At 45.0% G+C, this 20,785-nt stretch carries 17 protein-coding genes; 12 read left to right on the top strand and 5 right to left on the bottom strand.

The window, feature by feature from the left end:
• Positions 1-172: 172 nt before the first annotated feature.
• Positions 173-508 carry a hypothetical protein gene (locus FLA_RS20985; protein ID WP_076382186.1) on the top strand — a complete coding sequence of 112 codons (336 nt, stop codon included), beginning with the start codon at positions 173-175 and terminating at the stop codon, positions 506-508.
• A gap of 36 nt (positions 509-544) precedes the next feature.
• On the opposite strand, the gene FLA_RS20980 is transcribed toward FLA_RS20985, so the two are convergent.
• Positions 545-1,777, bottom strand: a complete 1,233-nt coding sequence (locus FLA_RS20980) for a proline dehydrogenase family protein (RefSeq protein WP_076382185.1) — start codon at positions 1,775-1,777, stop codon at positions 545-547.
• A gap of 248 nt (positions 1,778-2,025) precedes the next feature.
• Between FLA_RS20980 and FLA_RS20975 the strand changes: the two genes are divergently transcribed.
• Both FLA_RS20975 and FLA_RS20970 read left to right on the top strand, forming a co-directional pair.
• A complete protein-coding gene (locus tag FLA_RS20975; protein WP_076382184.1) occupies positions 2,026-2,907 on the top strand; it encodes an AraC family transcriptional regulator in 882 nt (293 codons plus the stop codon).
• Positions 2,908-2,919: 12 nt separating this feature from the next.
• Positions 2,920-4,884: a heparinase II/III domain-containing protein gene (locus FLA_RS20970; RefSeq protein ID WP_084206500.1), complete on the top strand. Its 1,965-nt coding sequence runs from the start codon at positions 2,920-2,922 to the stop codon at positions 4,882-4,884.
• A gap of 7 nt (positions 4,885-4,891) precedes the next feature.
• On the opposite strand, the gene FLA_RS20965 is transcribed toward FLA_RS20970, so the two are convergent.
• On the bottom strand, positions 4,892-5,872 hold the full coding sequence (locus FLA_RS20965) for a glycoside hydrolase domain-containing protein (protein ID WP_076382182.1): 981 nt from the start codon (positions 5,870-5,872) through the stop codon (positions 4,892-4,894).
• 48 nt (positions 5,873-5,920) lie between these two features.
• Here FLA_RS20965 and FLA_RS20960 point away from each other — a divergent pair, with 48 nt between their 5' ends.
• A complete protein-coding gene (locus FLA_RS20960) occupies positions 5,921-7,003 on the top strand; it encodes an MBL fold metallo-hydrolase (protein ID WP_231940300.1) in 1,083 nt (360 codons plus the stop codon).
• A 25-nt stretch (positions 7,004-7,028) separates the two neighbouring features.
• On the opposite strand, the gene FLA_RS20955 is transcribed toward FLA_RS20960, so the two are convergent.
• Positions 7,029-8,111, bottom strand: a complete 1,083-nt coding sequence (locus FLA_RS20955; protein ID WP_231940299.1) for a threonine synthase — start codon at positions 8,109-8,111, stop codon at positions 7,029-7,031.
• Positions 8,112-8,235: 124 nt separating this feature from the next.
• Positions 8,236-9,141 (bottom strand): LysR substrate-binding domain-containing protein, encoded by a 906-nt coding sequence (locus tag FLA_RS20950; protein ID WP_076382293.1) that lies wholly within the window; start codon positions 9,139-9,141, stop codon positions 8,236-8,238.
• A gap of 26 nt (positions 9,142-9,167) precedes the next feature.
• Here FLA_RS20950 and FLA_RS20945 point away from each other — a divergent pair, with 26 nt between their 5' ends.
• Positions 9,168-12,581: a DEAD/DEAH box helicase gene (locus FLA_RS20945; RefSeq protein WP_096511221.1), complete on the top strand. Its 3,414-nt coding sequence runs from the start codon at positions 9,168-9,170 to the stop codon at positions 12,579-12,581.
• Positions 12,582-12,651: 70 nt separating this feature from the next.
• On the opposite strand, the gene FLA_RS20940 is transcribed toward FLA_RS20945, so the two are convergent.
• Positions 12,652-13,533 (bottom strand): AraC family transcriptional regulator, encoded by an 882-nt coding sequence (locus FLA_RS20940; protein WP_076382180.1) that lies wholly within the window; start codon positions 13,531-13,533, stop codon positions 12,652-12,654.
• Between the two features lie 171 nt (positions 13,534-13,704).
• Between FLA_RS20940 and FLA_RS20935 the strand changes: the two genes are divergently transcribed.
• The 7 genes from FLA_RS20935 (at position 13,705) to FLA_RS20905 (ending at position 20,739) form a co-directional block, all read left to right on the top strand.
• Positions 13,705-14,628, top strand: a complete 924-nt coding sequence (locus FLA_RS20935) for a dihydrodipicolinate synthase family protein (RefSeq protein WP_076382179.1) — start codon at positions 13,705-13,707, stop codon at positions 14,626-14,628.
• 25 nt (positions 14,629-14,653) lie between these two features.
• A complete protein-coding gene (locus tag FLA_RS20930; protein ID WP_076382178.1) occupies positions 14,654-16,144 on the top strand; it encodes an aldehyde dehydrogenase (NADP(+)) in 1,491 nt (496 codons plus the stop codon).
• Complete coding sequence (locus FLA_RS20925; RefSeq protein ID WP_076382177.1) at positions 16,144-17,145, top strand: 4-hydroxyproline epimerase; 1,002 nt, start codon at positions 16,144-16,146, stop codon at positions 17,143-17,145. Before FLA_RS20930 ends, FLA_RS20925 begins: the two co-directional genes overlap by 1 nt.
• Before the next feature lie 32 nt (positions 17,146-17,177).
• Positions 17,178-18,428: an NAD(P)/FAD-dependent oxidoreductase gene (locus FLA_RS20920; protein ID WP_076382176.1), complete on the top strand. Its 1,251-nt coding sequence runs from the start codon at positions 17,178-17,180 to the stop codon at positions 18,426-18,428.
• A gap of 76 nt (positions 18,429-18,504) precedes the next feature.
• On the top strand, positions 18,505-19,329 hold the full coding sequence (locus FLA_RS20915) for a DUF393 domain-containing protein (protein WP_076382175.1): 825 nt from the start codon (positions 18,505-18,507) through the stop codon (positions 19,327-19,329).
• 1 nt (position 19,330) lies between these two features.
• Positions 19,331-20,257, top strand: a complete 927-nt coding sequence (locus tag FLA_RS20910; protein WP_076382174.1) for a TIGR01777 family oxidoreductase — start codon at positions 19,331-19,333, stop codon at positions 20,255-20,257.
• 11 nt (positions 20,258-20,268) lie between these two features.
• On the top strand, positions 20,269-20,739 hold the full coding sequence (locus tag FLA_RS20905) for an SRPBCC family protein (RefSeq protein WP_076382173.1): 471 nt from the start codon (positions 20,269-20,271) through the stop codon (positions 20,737-20,739).
• The last annotated feature ends 46 nt before the right edge of the window (positions 20,740-20,785 follow it).

Raw genomic sequence — 20,785 nt, 5'->3', positions numbered from 1 at the left:
TCTATAATATACAATAAATGACTGAATAGTGCAAGGAGCATTTTGATGCCGAAAAATTACTGTAACTATAACGGGAGAAAATATGAAATATAAATATTAAGATATATATTGCTATACATACAGAGGTTCGGATAACAGGTGTGTTTAGCTTACCGGAAAAAAATCAGCAACCTTGAGTAAGAAGTATAAATATTATTACAGACCGGAATACGGATCGGACAAACTGCTGATAGAGTTTTTTGAAGGGGTAGGTGATGACTCCTTTTTTAAAGACCTGTTAGAAGCTATTGCAGATATTCAGCCCGTGGTAAAGCACATTGAAGATATACGGGTAATAGATGACATGGCGCTTACCATAGAAACAGACTATGGTGAGTTTTTGTACTCTAAGGATATCTGGAATATGGCTATTATTATGTCGGAAAGCAATCAACGTTTAATAGACGCTATTGAAGAGCATTTGTCGGTAAGTCCCTATTTTGAAAGGGAAGCCTGGGTAAATGCGTAAACAAACGGGGCTGTAACATGTACAGCCCCGTTTGTTTTATTCAATGCCTGCCTTTTTGCTTAAGGACCTGCGTTGTATTTCTTTTTTAATTAACGACAGTTCCCTGCCCGTTTGTCCTGCCACGGAGCTGTTCTCCTGCGCCCTGCGCATGAGGTAGGGTATTACATCGGCAATGGCGCCGTAAGGAAGGTATTTGCTTACGCTAAAACCACCCTTTGCCAGGTTATAAGTGATATTATCGCTCATGCCATACAGCTGGGAAAAATGAACCGGCAGAGATTCGTTGTTCGTTGATTTGTTCTCCATCAAACGCACTGCCATCAGGTTGCTATGCTCGTTATGAGAAGCCACAATGGTATGAATGGACTGATGAAAGTCTATACAATAAGCCACAGCCTGGTTAAAAGCTTTATCGGTATCTTCCTTTGTATCCTGTATGGGGGATGAATAGTTGAGTTCGGAAGCGCGTTTCCTTTCTTTTTCCATATAAGCGCCGCGTACCAGTTTTACTGCCAGTATATAGCCATCGGCCTGCGCCAGCTCGTGCGATTGTTTTAAAAAAGTATATCCTCTTTTACGATAGAGTTGAATGGTGTTGTACACCACTGCTGTTTCGAGGTTGTACATGCGCATAAGTTCGGTAGTGGCTGCGTCAATGGTATCCTGTATCCATGATTCTTCTGCATCTATCAGCACACTGGTTTGGTGCAGGGCTGCCTGTTGGGCAATGCGGTGCAGTCGTTGCATCACGGCTTGCCATTCGGCAGCTTCCGCTGTGGTAAGGCTGCTGGTATTCAGGGTACAGTTATCAGGGGTTACCAGGGAATTGCATTTTTCCAGCAGGGCAAACCGGGCAATGGCGGTTAGTTTTACACTGATAAAAGGAATGCTGTTGTTGCCGGATGCATATTCGATAATACGTAAGAATTCACTCGTGGCGGCTTCAAAGCTTTCTTCATTTTCGCGGCCTTCTGCACCATAGTCCAGTATTACTGCTACGTTGTGCTGTTTCAGGTTGTTAATTACCGGTGCGGTATCGGGCAAACTTTTACCGCCTACAAACTGGGCAAAAATGGTTTTTTCAATCAGCCCATTGATGGGAAACTTCCATTTCAGTAATAAAGGGGTAATGATAGTGCCTGCTTTTACCAGCAAAGGATAATTCATCATATTAAACAACTGGTGGGCATTTTTCAGCTGTTTGTCGGTTTTATGAATAAAACCCTGTTTGGTATTGGAAAACGATATACGGGTCAGTTGCTCGTGCATGAATGCGTTTTGCCCGTAAAAATAGCAGTGGGAAATACACAACCGGTAAAATGACAATCTATGCACATCATTGGATAATTTTGCGGTGGATAAGGTGTTTCGCGGATTGTTCTTCTGTTAACCGTAATTGTCCATAGGGGAGGGGTTATTGGGGGAAAATGGCCGACTTGTTTAAATTAGCTGTGCATTTTACTGCTTTTGATAGAAACTGCTATGTTTGACGCGATGAACCCAAAAACAACGAAGTGATGAAAGCAATTCCTTACCTGGTATCTGTGCAAAAGGAAAGTTCAATTGTGGTGGAGGCAGATGAATTGCCCTTTTTTTATAACCAGCTGCATCATCATAAGGAAATGCAGATTACCCTTATTGAAAGTGGCGAAGGGGTGTTGATTGTGGGTAATTATTCACAACCCTTTGAAGCAGGGCAAGTGTATATCATCGGCGCTAACCAGCCGCATATGTTTAAAACAGATGCTTCGCTTATTCAGAAGAAAACCAAATCGAAGGCGGTGCATATTTTCTTTGATATGGAAAAGCTACGCCCCTGCTTTGGATTATTACCAGAACTTACCGCCGTAGAAAAACTGGTAAGCAGAGCTTCCTGCGGTTTGCAGTTGAACGAGGGACATCGCAAACAAATTGGCCGTGAAATTCAGTTTATAGAAAAATCGGAAGGGCTTACCCGGTTAACCACCTTATTGCATTTACTGGAATATATAGCAGCCGAAGTGCAGCTTTGCCGCGATTTGGGCACAGGAATAAGCAGTCCGGCCAAAACATTCAGCGGTTTTAGAATGGATGACGTGTATAAATACACTCTGGAAAACTATCATAAAGACGTTTCCATACAACAGATAGCAGAGGTGGCCTGTCTAACCCCGCACGCTTTTTGCAAGTACTTCAAAAAACACACCCGCAAAACATATCTTACTTTTTTGAATGAAATAAGGATCAGCGAGGCTTGTAAAAAGATTACACTAGGCGAATATGAAGGGCTTTCGTCGTTAGGATATAGTACCGGTTTTAATAATGCGGTTACTTTTAACCGGGTATTTAAACGGGTAATAGGAATGGCACCATCGGATTATGTTAAAAAAGTAAGGGGAGAGCGGGTAATGAGTGAGTAAATTACCTGTACGATGAAAACGAATGTGCGTGCTTTATGTATGCTGCTGCTGATAGCGGCAGTAGCTGCCACAGCCTGGCAAATAGTTACTCCTTCTTATCCGCAACGTAACTACCTAACCAATGCCTTGCAGGGCAAACCAGTTACCTCTTATATATCCAACATCGCTGCCTGGCGCGCTACACAAAAGCAGACGCTGGAACAGAAAATAGCCGTTTTGCCGGATTCGGTGAAAAAAACATTGTTAAAGCAGGCCGATGCGGGTATGGCATTCGACTGGCCCACCTTATCCGATTCGCTATACCTGGAATACAAAATAACCGGCAACCGTAATCATTTTGAGGATAAATATAATAGCAGGCGTAGTGTGCTTAGCAACCTGGTGATTGGCGAACTGCTCACGCATAATGGGAAATATATGCCGCAGATTGTAAAGGGTTTACAGGTTTTGATGGAAGAGAAAACCTGGGTAGCACCTGCACATATAGGCATGCAGAAGGCCGGGGTAGGATTGCCGGATACCCATGAGGTGGTAATTGATTTGTACAGCGCCATTACTGCTGCTACCGTAGCTGCCACCCAATGGATGCTGTATGATCAGCTGGATGCGGCTTCGGCAGGTATGAATAAGCGTATAGCGGCCGAACTGGATACACGTATTATGCAGCCTTACCTGCAACGGAGCGATTTTTTTTGGATGGGCTTACAAGGCCAGGTGGTGAACAACTGGAATGCCTGGATCAATACCAATGTGCTATACACGGTGCTGTGCACGCAGCAAAGCCAGGTGCTGGATGATATAGTGCCTAAAATACTCAAAAGCACAGATTGTTTTATTAACCAATATCCCGAAGATGGTGGTTGTGATGAAGGGCCCGGCTACTGGAGTGTGGCAGGTGGTAAACTCATACGTTTGCTGGCATTGCTGCAAAGCGCCAGTAACGGTAAGTGTAACTTTGCCAACAAGCCTTTATTGCAAAGAATGGGCGATTATATTTATAAACTGCATATTGCCGATAACTACTTTGTAAACTTTGCCGATGCTCAGCCTGTTACTTATCCCGGTGCAGAAAGTGTATACTATTATGGCAGTATGTTTGGCAATGATACCATGACGCATTTTGCTGCCTATCTGTTCCGGCAAAACAAACAACGATTGGGCAATGGCAGCCTGGTTGATTTTTTACAGCAGGTTGCTATGTATGATAAGCTTGCTACCACTACACCAGGAGAAGGCTTGCCTGCTGTGTCGTGGTTGCCCAACCTGCAGGTGCTGAGCGTAAGAAGCAAGGGCGGAAGTACGGAGGGATTGTTTATGGCTGCGAAAGGGGGCAATAACGGCGAAAGCCACAACCATAACGATATTGGCAACTTTGTATTGTATGTGAATGGCAGGCCGGTGATAGTGGATGCAGGTGTAGGTGGTTATACCCGTAAAACATTCAGTAAAGACCGCTATTCTATCTGGACCATGCAATCGCAATGGCATAACTGCCCTACCATTAACGGCGTGATGCAGCAGGACGGCAGCAAGTTTAAAGCCACGGAAGTGAGCTGCAAGCATACGGCACAGCAAACACGGCTGGATATGGATATAGCAGGGGCATATCCTCCCGAAGCCATGGTGAAAAGCTGGAAGCGAAGCCTGGTATTTGATGCTGCCAAAGAGCAGGTGCAGGTAAATGACAACTACCTGCTCAGTGAATATAAAGAAGCTACCCGCATTCATTTTCTTACCTGCGACCAGGTAAATGAAGCCGAACCAGGGCAACTAACGTTTACTAATACAAAGGGGAAAGTGCAGTTATTACTAAAGTATGATGCAGGTAATTATACAGCTAGTATAGAGCCCAGGCCTATTGATGATGATAAAATGAAACCAACCTGGGGCAATAGTCTGTACCGGGTTAGTTTCATTACAAAGAGTCATCAATTACAGGGTAGCGCAGGGTTTGTGTTTAGCCTGCCGGTAAGGTAAATGCTAACTATGGTTGCTGGTATAAGCTGCGGCCGGGGTATTCCAAATATTTGCCGGATGCGGCTTTGATAATATCAGGTTTGTTGTAAGGCTGATACAGGCGTGATTGCTGTTGTTTTTCCGGTGTATGATAAGGTGTAATCAGTAGCGCGAAGTTGTAGTATAGCACATCGCCTTGTTTCAGGTTACGCGGGCCATTATAGGTTTCTGATAGAATAGACTTCCCTTTTAATGCCAGCCAGGTGCTGCCCTTGCCTTCATTGCTCCAGGAAGCAGGAATGTTAAGCTTTTTTTGAGTGGCAGATTTACCCGTAGCAGGGCGGGTGTATTTTTCGTCATACAGGGCGTATTGCAGTCCACCATTTACGTTGCCAATCCATGCACCGTTGTTTTGTGGCGTTTTTGCATTCCAGGTCCATTTTACAGAGTCGGGGCGTGCGCCACCTTTCTGGCCGGGGGCCATTACATATTTGGCTACGTTAAAATTAAAAGGGAGGTGGTACCGGATATCATCCAGGTTTACGTTTTGTAAAGCGGTGAGTTTTACCACAAAAAACAGGTAGCCATCCAGTTCCAGCGATCCGTTCACCTCCATTTGTAAAAAGGGGGATATGTTGGTGGCCTGCCATTGAATATAATGGGGTTGTTGTTGCGTATAGGTGACGCCCTGGCTGGTAAAGGCAATGTCTTTATGGGTGGCATTGTTCACGATATGGAAGTGAACCGGCTCGATAATAAAGTTATTGGCAGCGGTGTCTATACTATTGCCATCGGGTGTAAAAAAGGTGCGTATTTGCTCAGGAAAACCGGTTTTATTTACCAGCACCTGCTTGCCATACCAGCTGATGGTATTACCCGTTTGCTGAAAGGGGGCAAACAGCGCGGCGGTATCTGTGGTTTGCGCCTGTGCGGTGTGCAGCTGGCAAAGGCTGGTAGTGGTTACCGCGGCAATCGTAAGCAAGCGGAATAAGCGGGAATGCAATAACATGAGGTTGATTTAAATATAGCTTCAAATCTAAGCGTTCTGTGGTGGATTTTGACAGGCGGTAACTGCCCGAATACCGAAAATGGTAACTTTATTGCCGCTTTCCGCGATAAAAAAGGTGAGCAATGGCAAAAGATGAAAAAGCAATGGAGAAAGTTAGAAGAATCGGCAAATTACAAGGACAAGCGTTTCCAGAACCTGTCGCTTACACCCACTATGGCAGAAGGGGTAAGCATGGCAAAAATACTGCGTGAGCAGTTTAGTCCGCTACCTACTGTGAGGCCTGCACAACCTGTGCCTTCTGTGCGCACAGATTTAAAATCTCTTTATTCAGAGCAACCGGTAATTGTATGGTTTGGGCACTCCTCTTACCTGATTCACTGTAAAGGAGTGAATATTTTGGTTGACCCTGTGTTCAGTGGGCATGCTTCGCCCATCAGCACCATGGTGAAAGCGTTTCAGGGCGCTGATGTGTATAAGCCGGAAGATATGCCTGCGATTGATTACATGATCATCACGCATAACCACTACGACCACCTGGATAAGAAAACCATTGGGGCATTGCGCCCTGTTACCAAAGCGTATTATACCTCGTTGGGAGTAGGAAAGGATATTGCTGACTGCACAGGCGACAATGGTAATATTACCGAAATGGACTGGTGGGAAACAGAAACACTGGCCGAAGGCATTACCTTAACAGCCACACCCGGCCGACATTTTTCAGGAAGAGGATTAAAGCGTGGTGGATCGTTATGGTCTTCTTTTGTGCTGCAAATATTTGGTTACAAATTGTTTATTGGTGGCGACTCGGGCTACGACAAACATTTTCAGGAAATAGGTGCGAAATACGGCCCCTTTGACATTGTGATACTGGAATGTGGTCAGTACAATGAAGCCTGGCCTTATATACATATGATGCCGGAACAAACGGCACAGGCGGCGGTTGAGTTGCAGGCAAAACTATTGTTGCCGGTGCATTGGGCGAAGTTTAAACTGGCTTTGCATCCGTGGAACGAGCCTATAGAACGGGTAACGGCTGCGGCGGCTGCCTTGCATATGCCTGTTACTACGCCTATGATTGGCGAGCCGGTGCAGGTAGGGGCCGATTACCCTCAACGCCAGTGGTGGCGTTGAGCGGATAACCAACGGTAAATGGCGGCTAACGGTATTTATACCATGCGCCTGTGTTGAATAGCAAGGCTGTTTCATCCTGATGAATCCAGTCTTTTTCAATCAGCTTTTTTAGTCCTTCGTAGGTAGCGCTGCCTTCCGGAGAAAGCAACAGACCTTCGGTAGCCGCCATTTCCTGCATACCGTTTTCTATTTCATCTTCTGTTACTGTTAAAGCTGCACCATCGCTATGGTGCAGTACTTCCAGCATCATGTCTTTAGCAAAAGGCTCGGGAACGGCTAAGCCATAGGCCATTGTAGGTATCGCCTGAAAACCAGGCGCTATTTTACCTTGTTCAAACAGTTGTATCATGGGTGCGCAATTTTGAGTTTGTATTACTACCATACGGGGTAGTTTGCCGGTTATCCAGCCCAGTTGCTGCATTTCGCGAAAGGCCTTCCACATGCCAATTAACCCGGTACCACCACCGGTAGGATATATGATAACATCGGGCAGCTGCCATTGCAGTTGTTCGGCCAGTTCGTAGCCTATTGTTTTTTTTCCTTCCAGCCGGTAGGGTTCTTTCAGGGTAGACATATCAAAAGCACCTGTTTCTTCTACCATTTGCCGGGCCAGTTTGCCACAGGCATTGATAAGCCCGTCTACCAGTATTAGCTCTGCGCCATACATGCGGCATTCTTCCTGTAAGGTAACAGGAGTAATGCGTGGCATGATCACTGTGGCTTTGATGCCGGCTTTGGCGCAATAGGCGCTTAATGCCCCCCCTGCGTTACCGGCTGTAGGGATGATACAATGTGTTACGCCCAGCTCTTTGGCTTTGGATACGGCCACGCTGATGCCCCGTGCTTTAAAAGAGCCCGTGGGGTTTACACTTTCATCTTTTAGCAGCACCTGCCGGCCAAAGCGTTGTTGTATTTTTTGCAGCGAATGAATAGGCGTCCAGCCCTCGTTGAGACTTACAATATTATCCGGGTTTAGCACGGGTAACATTGTGGCATAACGCCACATATTGTATACGTTATGTGCTATGTCCTGTTTGTTTGCTGATAAATGATAACGGGTAACCAGTGGTTGCTGGCAACAGGTGGCATAACCCTGTAGCTGATGCATAGGGTAGGTTTTGCCGCAGGAAGGACATTGTAATGTGCTTGCCAGGGATGTTGTATTGGCCACTAATTCCATTGCATAAAAGTAGGCCGCATCTATAACCTTGCAGATACCTTTATGTTATAACCTATAACTTAACGTTATACACTTTACGCGCCTGCTGTATCAGTTTTTTATTCATTTCGCTGGTTTCGCCCTTGCGTTGTATGAAATAAAAGCTACGTTCTATCAGCAATCCATCGAAGTGAATTTCTGTTAACTCGCCGTGTTTCAATTCTTTAGTAACAGAGCGTTGTGGTAGAAAGCCTACACAGTCCGATTCAATCAAAAAGTTTTTAAGCGCTTCCGTTCCACCCAGCCGGGCCTTTACCTGCAGGTCGTTTAATCCTATTTTATGTTTTTGTAAAGTGTATTTTAATGCTTCCAGTGTTCCGCTACCGCGTTCCCGTAAAGCAATAGGCATTTGTGTTACCTCCTGCAAAGCATATTTCTTTTTAGCTGCAATACTGTTTTTTTTGCTGCACACAGCAATTACCCGGTCGTTCATAAAAGGCTGATACACTACGTTGGTAAGCTTTTCACGGCCTTCTATAATGCCCAGGTTAATCTCCTGATTTAATAAGGCTTCCAGCACAATTTCGGAGTTGCGGTTGAGCAGGGTAACTTCCATCTGTGGGTACTGTCGCAGGAACATGGACAACACTTTGGGGAGTATATACAAAGCAATGGTGGTGCTGGCGCCCAGTTTTAAAATGCCTTTGCCGGGCGACTGATGATTTAACAGCGATAAATCGAACTCGGTTTCTTCCTGTATGGCTTTTACCTGTAGCACCCGTTGCTGTAGCAGCTTGCCGGCTGTAGTGAGTTCAATATGAATGCCCTTTCTGTCGAACAGTTTTATCTTATAGTATTCTTCCAGCTGTTTAATATGCTTGCTGATAGCGGGTTGGGATATAAACAGCGTATCGCTGGCTTTGGAAAAGCTTTTTTCCCGGGCAACCTCTATAAAAACCTGGTGGTGAGTAGAAAGCATAACAGAAGGCAGGTTAATGAGTAACAATGTTACGCCAAAAAGCGGGAACTGGCTTAAAGTGTAAAATGTCGGCCAAATGCCCCAAATTTGGCAACGGAAACATGGTATATACTTTTTACAACTTTGATATAAAGCAACTTAACACGCTGTTGATTCAACGTGGCAGGGGAATGGCTTTGCATACAGATGCCCGGGGCTATAACGAGCTGCGCCCGTACACGCTGCAGGTGAATGCCGCTGGCTTTACTGTAGATGTGGCCCCTTATACGGTTACGGTGGTAAAGGAAGACGCGGTGCTGGTGGTATCGTGTACCTGCCAGGCTTCATCAGATAAGCTGTGCGAACATGGTGCGCAGGTATTGTATAACATTTCGGAGCGGGAAGACCTGCGTATGTTTTTTGATGAAGCACTACGCAGGCAAAAGCTACAGCAGTTTGCAGCTGCTTATGGCCTGCAACATGAGTATTACCCGGAACATTTTTTTGTGCTGGAATATATAGATGGGAAAATAAGCATGCGGCCTAAAACGCCGGAGTTATATCCTGTAACGGCAGAAAGTACCCGTTTGTTGCATAACAGGTTGTTTGCGCCGCAGGAGCATACGGTGATAGAAAGGGTACAAACGCATGACCTGTTTACCAGGGCAGTGGTGTTAAAGCAACATAAGTATTACCATCACCTGGTAATAGAATTATATGAGGGGGAAACCACTAAGTCAGGTAAGCTGAAAAATCCGTTGCAGCAGGTGCATCCCATAGAAGCAGTATGGAAAACGGATCATGCACTGGAAGTAAAGTTTTATACCGGCATCAGCCGTTTTCAAAACCAGGTAAAGGAAGCGCAGAGTGCAGCGGATATGAACGCGCTGAAAGCTATTGTTAAAAACCCCTGTAAATATGCTTTTTACCGGCTCAACGCTGCTGCATCGGAAAACGTTACGGCTACCAGTATTGAACAGGTGGTAATAGGGCAGCTGATTTATCATATTACATTGGTGGTGCATAAGAAGGGACACTTTTTTGAAGTGATGGTGCAGATTCGGATGAATGGGGAGGGATACCGGTTAGAGCAGCTGCCTTTGGAATACGATTATTTTGTAGCTATTAACAATGTGCTGCATTTGCCTGCCAGTTTTCAATTGCTAAAGGTGCTGCAGTTTTTTAAACAGCAACAACGCCTGCTGATACACGACTCTAAGTTCAAAACCTTTCAACAGGAGATACTGGATAAGCTGGAGGAAACAGTAACGATAGACTATACTTATCTGAAACCTGCTACTCCCGAACAGCTGGCAGAACAGGCGTTAGATAAGCCTTTTGAAAAGATGATCTATCTTACGGAGAGTGAAAATTATGTGTTGCTGAACCCGGTGATCAAGTACGGTGATATTGAAATTGCTGTGCGTACCAAAAGGCAGATCTATGCCAAAGACAGCAAAGGGGAGCTGTTTACCGTGAAGCGGGATGATATGGCAGAACTACAGTTCACTGCCCTGTTAATGAAACAGCATCCTGATTTTTACGAGCAGATAGATAATGAACTTACCTGGTTTTACTTACATAAAAGCCAGCTTTTAAACGAGAACTGGTTTTTGGATGCTTTTGAAAGCTGGCGTAATGATGATATTGCCATCTATGGCTTTAATGATATTAAAAACAATAAGCTCAACCCTTATAAGGTAAACATTAACATACAGGTTACCAGTGGCACCAACTGGTTTAATATAGACATTTACGCGGGTTATAACCGTAGAAGGGCATCGTTGAAAAAGTTACATAAAGCGGTAAAGAACAAAAGCAGGTATGTAGAGCTGGACGATGGCACTATAGGGATATTGCCGGAAGAGTGGCTGAGTAAAATGGAAGCTATATTCCAGGCCGGTGAAATAGAAGACGAAGTACTGACCATGCCCAAAATATGCTTCTCTGCTGTAGAACAGTTGTATGAAGATAGCATGATGGATGAGCAGGTGAAGGAAGAACTGAAAGAATACTCCCTTCGTTTTTCGCGCTTTGAATCTATTACCGAAGTGCCTGTGCCGGAAGCATTGGCAGGAACGCTACGCCATTTCCAGTGGCAGGGATTGAACTGGCTGAACTTTTTGGATGATTTTAGCTTTGGCGGTTGTTTGGCAGATGATATGGGATTAGGGAAAAGTATACAGCTGATTGCATTTATATTGCATTTACGGCAAAAGAAAGGCCCCTCTACCCATTTACTGGTGGTGCCCACCTCGCTGGTGTTTAACTGGCGAGAGGAGTTGCAAAAGTTTGCCCCCTCTTTAACGTGGTATGTGCATCATGGGCAAAGCAGGGATTATCATGTAAAAGCTTTTGCCTCGTATGATGTGGTGATTACCACTTATGGCACTTTGGTGTCGGATATCAAACTATTAAAAACTTTCGGGTTCAATTATGTCATAGCTGACGAATCGCAGAATATTAAGAACCCGGAATCGCAGCGATACAAGGCTATACGGTTATTACAGTGTAACAACCGCATAGCGGTAACCGGTACGCCAGTGGAAAACAATACTTTTGATCTATATGGGCAACTATCATTTGCCTGCCCCGGCCTGTTGGGAGGGAAACAATACTTTAAAGATATTTATGCGCTTCCGATAGACAAGTTTAAGGATAGCAAACGGGCAGCTGCTTTGCAAAATATCATTAACCCTTTTATGCTAAGGCGTACCAAGCAACAAGTGGCAACAGAGCTGCCGGATAAAACGGAAATGGTGTTGTATTGCCCTATGGGCGAGGAACAGCAGAAAGCCTATGATGCTTTTGAAAAAGACCTGCGCGATTACCTGGAAGGAAAAGCGGACGATGATATGCCGCAATCTACCATGCATGTGTTAAAAGGCATCACTAAACTCAGACAAATTTGTAACTCGCCGGTGTTATTATCGGAAGAAAGTTTATATGGTAATGCTTCTGCTAAAATAGAAGTGTTGCTGGAGCAGCTGAAAGAAAAAACAGGCAAACATAAGGTGCTGGTGTTTTCACAGTTTGTGGGCATGCTTGACCTGATAAAAGACGGGCTGGATAAAGAACGGATTGCCTATGCCTACCTTACAGGCAGCACTGCTAACCGCGAAGCGGTAGTGCATCAATTCAGGGATGATGAAAACACCCGTGTATTTTTAATCAGCTTAAAAGCGGGTGGTACAGGGCTAAACTTAACAGAAGCAGATTACGTATTCCTGGTTGATCCCTGGTGGAACCCGGCCGTAGAAAACCAGGCTATTGACCGCAGCTACCGCATTGGCCAGAAAAAGAATGTAATAGCGGTGAGACTTATTTGCCCGGATACTATTGAAGAGAAGATTCGTAAACTACAGGAGAATAAAAAGGAGCTGGTGAATGAACTGATTAAAAATGATATGTCGTTTTTTAAAGCATTAACGCGTACTGATCTCTTGTCGTTATTAAAGTAATGGGCAGGGTTTCCCTTTTTTAAAGTCTACCAGCGGCCATGCAAGCGCCGCCGGTAGCTGGTATAAGATGCTAATCTAGTCCTGGTAATGAATACTCTCTCACATAATCGCGTGGCGATTTACCTGTAACGGTTTTAAACACCCGGTTAAAGTTGGTGATGCTATTAAAGCCGCAATGATAGGCTACCGTAGAAATACTATCATAGGTACCATCTGCCAGCTTTTTACATGCCTCATTAATACGCACTTCGTTTAAGAAAGCCACAAACGTTAAGCGGGTATGCTTTTTAAAATAGCGGCAAAATGCCTGTGGGGTCATGTGTGCGTGTTTGGCAATATCTTCCAGCATAATATCGGTATCGTAATGCTGCATAATGTAGTTATAGATATGCCCGATGCGCAACCCCTCATGATCACTTACAGAAGATAGTTTAGACCCGGATACCAAAGGTTCTAACTGCGGGGCTGCCTGCAGCAGTTTCAGCATTTCTATAAAATGGATAAACTGATCAACCGGCCTGGCCTGCTGAATGCGTAGCATACAGGCAGCTACTTCGGCTACCATTATCTCGGGCAGTTTAAAGCCGTGCTGATACTTGTTTAAAAAAGCTTTGATGTTCTTCAGCTCTTCCAGGTTGAAAACAGGACCCAGCTTACCATCGGGGTTAAAAAAGATGTTGAGCGACTGGATTGTTTTTTTACCTCTGCCGGAAAAATAAGAAGGATCGTTTTTAAACAGATGTGGCTGGTTGGCGCCCAGCCAGAAAATTTCGTTATGCCGGAAAGCATGCATGTTGTTTTCGGCAATTAAAGTGCCTTCGCCTTTCTGTACCCACGTTAATTGAATTTCTTCATGCCTGTGCAGGTGTGGGTAGAAGTGCGGCAACACATCTTTTTGTACGATAATGGTTTTATCGTGTGCAACAGGAATGGTAAACTGAAGAACTTTCATAAGGAACTATTTTTTTGTTGGCGGTCATTTATTAAGCAGTTATATGTAAATGTGCAGAAATTATCCGATAGAATGGTTCTGGTAATATTATCGGTTAAAATATGAAAGTAAATTACTAATAAATGCGAATTGCCCCCGGTTGCAGCCCGTTAATTTTGAAAAAAAAGATTTATGAGTTTACAATGGAAAGGGGTGTTCCCGGCTATTACAACCAAATTTACTGCAGAAGGAGAATTGGATCTGGCTGGCTTTTCGGCTAACGTAAAGGAGCAGCTTGCTGCTGGTGTGAATGGGATTGTGTTGGGCGGAAGCTTAGGCGAAGCAAGTGTATTAAATACGGCAGAAAAGGAGTTATTGGTGAAAACCACATTAGAGATTACAGGAGATAAAGTGCCTGTAATATTGAACATTGCGGAAAGCGTTACTACAGAAGCAGTAAGGCAGGCTAAGCTGGCTAAAGAATGGGGAGCCAGGGGGTTGATGTTGCTGCCACCTATGCGCTACAAAGCAGATGACAGGGAAACAGTTACCTATTTTAAAACGGTAGCTGCTGCCACTGATTTGCCTGTGATGATATATAACAACCCGGTTGATTACAAAATAGAAGTAACCCTGGATATGTTTGCCGAGCTGGCAGAAGTGCCTACCATTACTGCGGTAAAAGAGTCGTCAAGGGATGTTACGAATGTAACCCGTATGATCAATCGTTTTGGCGATAGATTCAGCATATTATGTGGTGTGGATACTATTGCTATGGAAGAGTTATTACTGGGTGCTAATGGCTGGGTTGCCGGACTGGTGTGTGCTTTCCCACGCGAAACAGTAGCTATTTACCGTTTAACCAAGGCAGGAAGGATTGAAGAAGCCACTAAAATATATCGTTGGTTTATGCCCTTGCTGGAATTAGATATTCATCCTAAATTAGTGCAATACATTAAGCTGGCAGAAAAGCAGGCTGGTATAGGTACTGAGTATGTAAGAGCCCCCCGGTTAACCTTGATTGGTGAAGAGCGGGAAAGAATACTAACTGTTATTAATACTGCATTGGCCAACCGTCCTCAATTACCTGAATATTTATCTATTGCTGTTCATTAATTTATATACACAGTAACGCAACCGCATGGCAACAGAACTATTGGAAGAGAAAAGTGTACAGGCTGCCACTATTATGCAGCAGGCACAGGAAGCATTTGACAGTTATAAGAAGGCAGGTGCTGCCGTTAAAGCTGCATTTTTGCAGCAGATAGCCGCAAGTATTGAAAGCTACCGGGAAGTATTGGTAGCGACAGCACAAGAAGAAACGCATTTACCTTTACCAAGACTGAACGGAGAAATTTCACGAACTACCGGACAACTGCAGCTATTTGCCAATGTATTACTGGAAGGCAGCTGGGTAGAAGCAGCCATAGATATGGCTGATGACACCCGCACACCTGCGCGGCCCGACATTCGTAAAATGAAGGTGCCTTCGGGGCCTGTGATTGTCTTTGGCGCCAGCAACTTTCCTTTTGCTTTTTCTACTGCCGGTGGCGATACGGCCAGCGCGCTTGCTGCTGGTTGCAGTGTGGTGATTAAAGCCCACCCTGCTCATGAGAAAACGTCGAACTTAGTATATAAAGCTATTGAAGAAGCGATACAAAAAAGTAACCTGCATCAACATGTGGTACAGCATGTTAGCGATAAGGGCAATGCCTTAGCCAAAGCACTGGTGCAGCATGAGCATGCTGCTGCTGTAGGCTTTACCGGCTCGTTGGCAGGTGGAAAAGCCATCTGGCAATATGCCAATGAAAGAGCATGTCCTATTCCTGTGTTTGCAGAAATGAGCAGCATAAACCCTGTAGTGTTATTCCCCGATAAACTACAGCAACAACCGGCCCAACTGGCGCAGCTATATGCTGCGTCCATTACCGCCGGCATGGGGCAGTTTTGTACCAACCCCGGTTTATTGCTGGCGGTAAAAGGCGAAGGGTTTCAACTGTTTTTACAGCATTTGGGTGAAGAAATTGGCAAGGTTGCGCCGCAGCCTATGCTGCATGAAGGTATTTACTGTAACTGGCAGCGTGCTTCGGAAGAAATATTGCAACAACAAAAGGTAGAGATTGTGGTGCAATCGGCACAGCAAGCAACAGGTATTTGTCCATTACCTGTAATAGCCAAAGTGCCCGCGGCCACTTTTATACAAAACGGTGTGTTGAAAGAGGAAGTGTTTGGTCCGCTTTCGCTGGTAGTGGAATGTGAAGATGTGCATGAACTGAAGCAGGCGTTGCAGCAGGTGAAAGGGCAGCTGACCACTACCCTGATGGCTACCGAAAAAGATTTAGAACAATTTACAGATATTATAGCGCTGCAGCAATCATTGGCTGGCAGAATTATCATTAACAGTGTGCCTACCGGTGTAGAGGTTTGTGCAGCCATGGTGCACGGGGGACCTTTCCCGGCAACTACTGATGCGCGTTTTACCTCGGTGGGTAGCAGCGCTATACAAAGATGGGTTAGGCCTTTATGTTTTCAGGGTTTTCCCGATGCATTGTTACCTGATGAATTAAAGAATAGCAATCCGCTTCATATCTGGCGCATAGTAAACAATCAACTGACTAATTCTGCTTTGTGATGAAAAAAACATTCTTCTGTATTGATGCGCATACCTGCGGTAATCCCGTGCGTTTGGTAGCCGGTGGAGGACCGGTGCTGGAAGGGAATAACATGAGTGAAAAGCGCCAGCATTTTTTAAAAGAATATGACTGGATAAGAAAGGGGCTTATGTTTGAACCCCGCGGGCACGATATGATGAGTGGCAGTATACTGTATGCCCCGCATGATAAAGCCAACGATGTAGGAGTATTGTTTATTGAAACCAGTGGTTGCCTGCCCATGTGTGGCCATGGTACCATCGGCACTATTACTATTGCTATTGAGGAAGGCCTGATAACGCCCAGGGTGCCGGGCATTGTTCGCATGGAAGCGCCTGCGGGCCTGGTGATGATCAACTACCGGCAGGAAGGAAAGAAAGTAAAAAGCGTAAAGCTTACCAACGTGCCTGCCTACCTGGATTCGACAGAGTTAACGGTAGAGTGTCCTGAATTGGGCGAGCTGGTATTTGATGTTTCTTACGGTGGTAATTTTTATGCCATTGTGGATGTACAAAAGAATTTTAAAGGACTGGAACATTACAGTGCCGACAAACTGATTGCCTGGGCCAGGGAAATGCGCAGCCGAATTAATGAGAAGTATCAGTTTGTACATCCGGATAACCCTACTATTAATGGATGCTCGCATGTATTGTGGACGGGAGCTGTTTTAGACCCTACCTCTACCGCACGCAATGCGGTGTTTTATGGTGATAAGGCAATAGATCGCAGTCCCTGTGGTACCGGTACATCGGCACGGATGGCGCAATGGTATGCTAAAGGCATGCTGAAAAAAGAGGATGTATTTATTCATGAGAGTATCATTGGTTCTACCTTCCGGGGAACTATTGAAGAAGAAACCACTGTAGCGGGCAAACCGGCTATCAGACCTGGTATTGAAGGGTGGGCAAAAGTTTATGGCTACAATACCATTACTATTGACCCCGAAGATGATCCATATGCTTATGGATTCCAGGTAATATAACTTTTGCGTAAACCCGTTAAACAACATTACAGATGAAAGCTATTGTTATAGGTGGTGGTATTATAGGATTAAGCTCGGCCTGGTTTTTAAGAGAGGGTGGTTGGGATGTTACTGTCATTGATAAAGGTGATTTTACCGATAACTGTAGTTATGGTAACGCCGGTTATGTTTGCCCCAGCCACTTTGTACCGATGGCCGCACCCGGTATTGTAATGCAGGGTTTTAAATGGATGCTGAACCCGCAAAGCCCTTTTTATGTAAAGCCAAGGGTGAATGCAGCTTTGCTGCAGTGGGGGTTTCAGTTTATGAAAAGCGCCAATGCGCGTAACGTAGAGAAAAGTGCCTTGCCTTTGCGTGATATAGCGCTGTTAAGTAAAGCGCTGTATGAAAGCTGGGCTACTACGCCTGGTTTTGATTTTGCGTATGAAACAAAAGGGATGCTGGAAATGTTTCAGACCGAAGCAAATGAGCATCATGCCCATCATAGTGTTGAACAGGCAAAGAAGCTGGGCCTGGATGCTGTTTTACTCAGCAAAGAAGAAGTGGCCCAACTGGAGCCACATACACAACTGAACATAAGAGGAGCGATACATTTTAAATGTGATGCACACTTATATCCCGGCAACCTGATGAAGAACCTGTTAAGCCAGCTGGCACAGCGGCAGGTTACTTTTATAAAGAACGAAGCCGTAACCGGCTTTGAAAAGAACGGTAAGGACATAAGCAAAGTAATTACTGCCAACGGGCGTTATGAAGCTGACCTGGTGGTAGTGGCCGCCGGCTCGTGGAGTAAGGGGGTGGCCGATATGTTACATACTACTATGCCTATGGTAGGAGGACGTGGCTATTCTGTTACATTTGAAAACTCGCCCTACCGCTTACAACATCCGGCTATATTAACCGAAGGACGGGTGGCGATATCCCCTATGGATGGTAATAAGATCCGCTTTGGAGGTACTATGGAAATTACTGCGCTGGATGCGCCGCCTAATTTTAAAAGGGTACAGGGTATACTCTCCTCCGTAAAACAATTTTTGCCGGAATATGATATTCCTATGCCGGAAGCATCTAAAGTATGGTATGGCTACAGGCCCTGTTCGGCAGATGGGCTGCCCTATATTGGGTATCTGAAAAAAGTTCCCAATTGTATTATGGCAACCGGCCATTCTATGCTGGGGGTAAGCCTGGGACCCGCAACGGGTAAGCTGGTGAGTGAGCTGGCTGCACAAAAAGCCACATCTTTAGATATGGCTCCTTTTACTCCCGAGAGATTCGCTAAGTAAAGTTTCTTTATTTTCAGAATATATTGAAAGTTTAGAAAGTGTATTTATATTTGTGGTGTCATTAAAGCACTACAATATGAAGACCTTAAAAGACCATCTGATTTTATACGACGCCGATTGTCCTATGTGTCACCTGTATACCCGGGCTTTTGTTAAAGCGGGGATGCTGGACAACAATGGGCGGGAAGCTTACCAACATACAGCATCACATAGCTGTTTTGATATTGATATGCAAAGGGCGGTGAATGAAATTGCCCTGGTAAACAGGCAAACCGGTGAAGTTACCTACGGCATCCAAAGCCTGTTTACCATTATTGCCCATTCCTTTCCTGTTTTCAGGCGCTTGTTTCAAAGCAGCTCTTTTATTAGCGTGATGGGGCGTTTATACGCTTTTGTATCCTACAACCGGCGGGTAATTATCCCTTCTGCCGATGCTACCCATCACTTAGCCTTACAGCCTTCTTTTAAAAAACGGTATCGTATTGCCTGGCTGTTGTTTACCTGGCTGGTAACGGCCTTTATTCTTTCGGCTTATGCATGGCGCATTACTACCGTACTGTCTGCCGGCGGTTTTTACAGGGAATATCTTGTGTGCGGGGGGCAGATTATTTTTCAAGCGTTTGTACTAAGCCGCATTGCACCACAAAAGACCTGGGACTACCTGGGTAATATGATGACTGTTTCACTGGCAGGAGCTTTATTATTGTTATTGGGTATGATGGTGGGTAGCCTGTTGCATGCCAGCGTTGTTTTTTATGTAAGTTTTTTTATGACTGTGGCCGGATTGATGTTCCTGGAACACCTGCGTCGTTGTTCTTTGCTCGGGTTGAATTATATCCCTTCTGTTACCTGGGTACTGTATCGTTTATTACTACTGGCAGTATTGCTTAAACTCTACTAATATGTTGTATCAGAAAATTGTGCTGGCAGGTGGCAATGGCTACCTGGGGGGAGTGCTTGTGCGTTACTTTAAGGATAAAGCAGCTTCTATTATTATATTGGCGCGCAAAGCCAGCCCGGATGTTGACAATGTTCAAACCATAGTGTGGGATGGTGTTACACAGGGGGCGTGGTGTACGGCGTTGGAGGGAGCAGATATGTTGGTAAACCTATGTGGTAAAAACGTAAACTGCCGGTATACTGCACAAAACCAGCGGGCACTTCTTGAGTCACGGCTATTGCCTACCCGCGCATTAGGTGTTGCTGTGACAGGCTGTAAACTGCCGCCTGAGCTTTGGATCAACGTTACTTCGGCCACCATTTACCGGCATGCAGAGGATAAGCCACAGGATGAGGCGACGGGACAGATTGGATATGGGTTTTCGATCGATATCTGCAAAGCATGGGAATCTGCTTTCTTTGATATGTCTGCGCCCCGTACCCGCAAAATTGCTTTACGTATGGGTATTGTGTTGGGACGTAAAGACGGTGTTTTTCCAAGATTGCTAAATATGGTAAAGCTGGGGCTGGGTGGCAAACATGGCGTTGGTGAACAATATATTGCCTGGATACATGAGCAGGATGTAGCAGGAAGTGTGGAATGGTTACTGCAGCATACAGAGATAGAAGGTGTGATAAACTGCACGGGACCGGAACCTGTGCGGAACAAAGACCTGATGAAAGATATTCGCCGTGCCTATGGCGCTCCTTTTGGTTTACCGGCTCCGCAATGGTTGCTGGATGCCGGAGCGATGCTGATTGGAACGGAAACGGAACTGCTTTTAAAAAGCAGGTGGGTGGCTCCGCAAAAATTATTGGATAGTGGTTATGTATTTTTGTTCACCCGTGCATCTTATGCCATACACGACATATTAAGCATACGCATATAACACTAACTCTTATGCCGCTCATTCAATTAGAAACTTATATTAACGCCCCGGTAGATGTTTGTTTTAATTTATCCCGCAGCATTGACCTGCACACCCAAAGTATGGAGCAGGCCGGTGAAAAGGCCATAGCGGGTGTAACCTCCGGTTTTATTAACGAAGGAGAAACGGTTACCTGGGAAGCCCGCCATTTTGGAATTGTGATGCATATGACCAGTAAAATCACGGCCCTGCAGCAACCACATTATTTCAGAGATGAAATGGTGGAAGGGCCTTTTAAGAAATTGAAGCACCATCATATTTTCCGGGAAGAGAACGGAGGAACCTTAATGATTGACGAATTTGAGTTCGCTTCCCCCCTAGGATGCATGGGGAAATTAGCGGATATATTGTTTTTAAAAACATATATGAAGTCCTTACTGCAAAAGAGAAACAGCGTAATTCAGCAGGTAGCGGAAGAGCAGGTAAATGTGGTAGTGCGATAGATGGAATAGTGCGTGAAAACGATTATGTTTGCGCATACCGTAAGGC

The sequence above is a fragment of the Filimonas lacunae genome, assembly GCF_002355595.1.
GTDB classification, from domain to species: Bacteria; Bacteroidota; Bacteroidia; order Chitinophagales; family Chitinophagaceae; genus Filimonas; species Filimonas lacunae.
The sequence above is the reverse complement of the archived record's forward strand: the minus strand, read 5'-3'. Positions and strand labels throughout refer to the sequence as shown.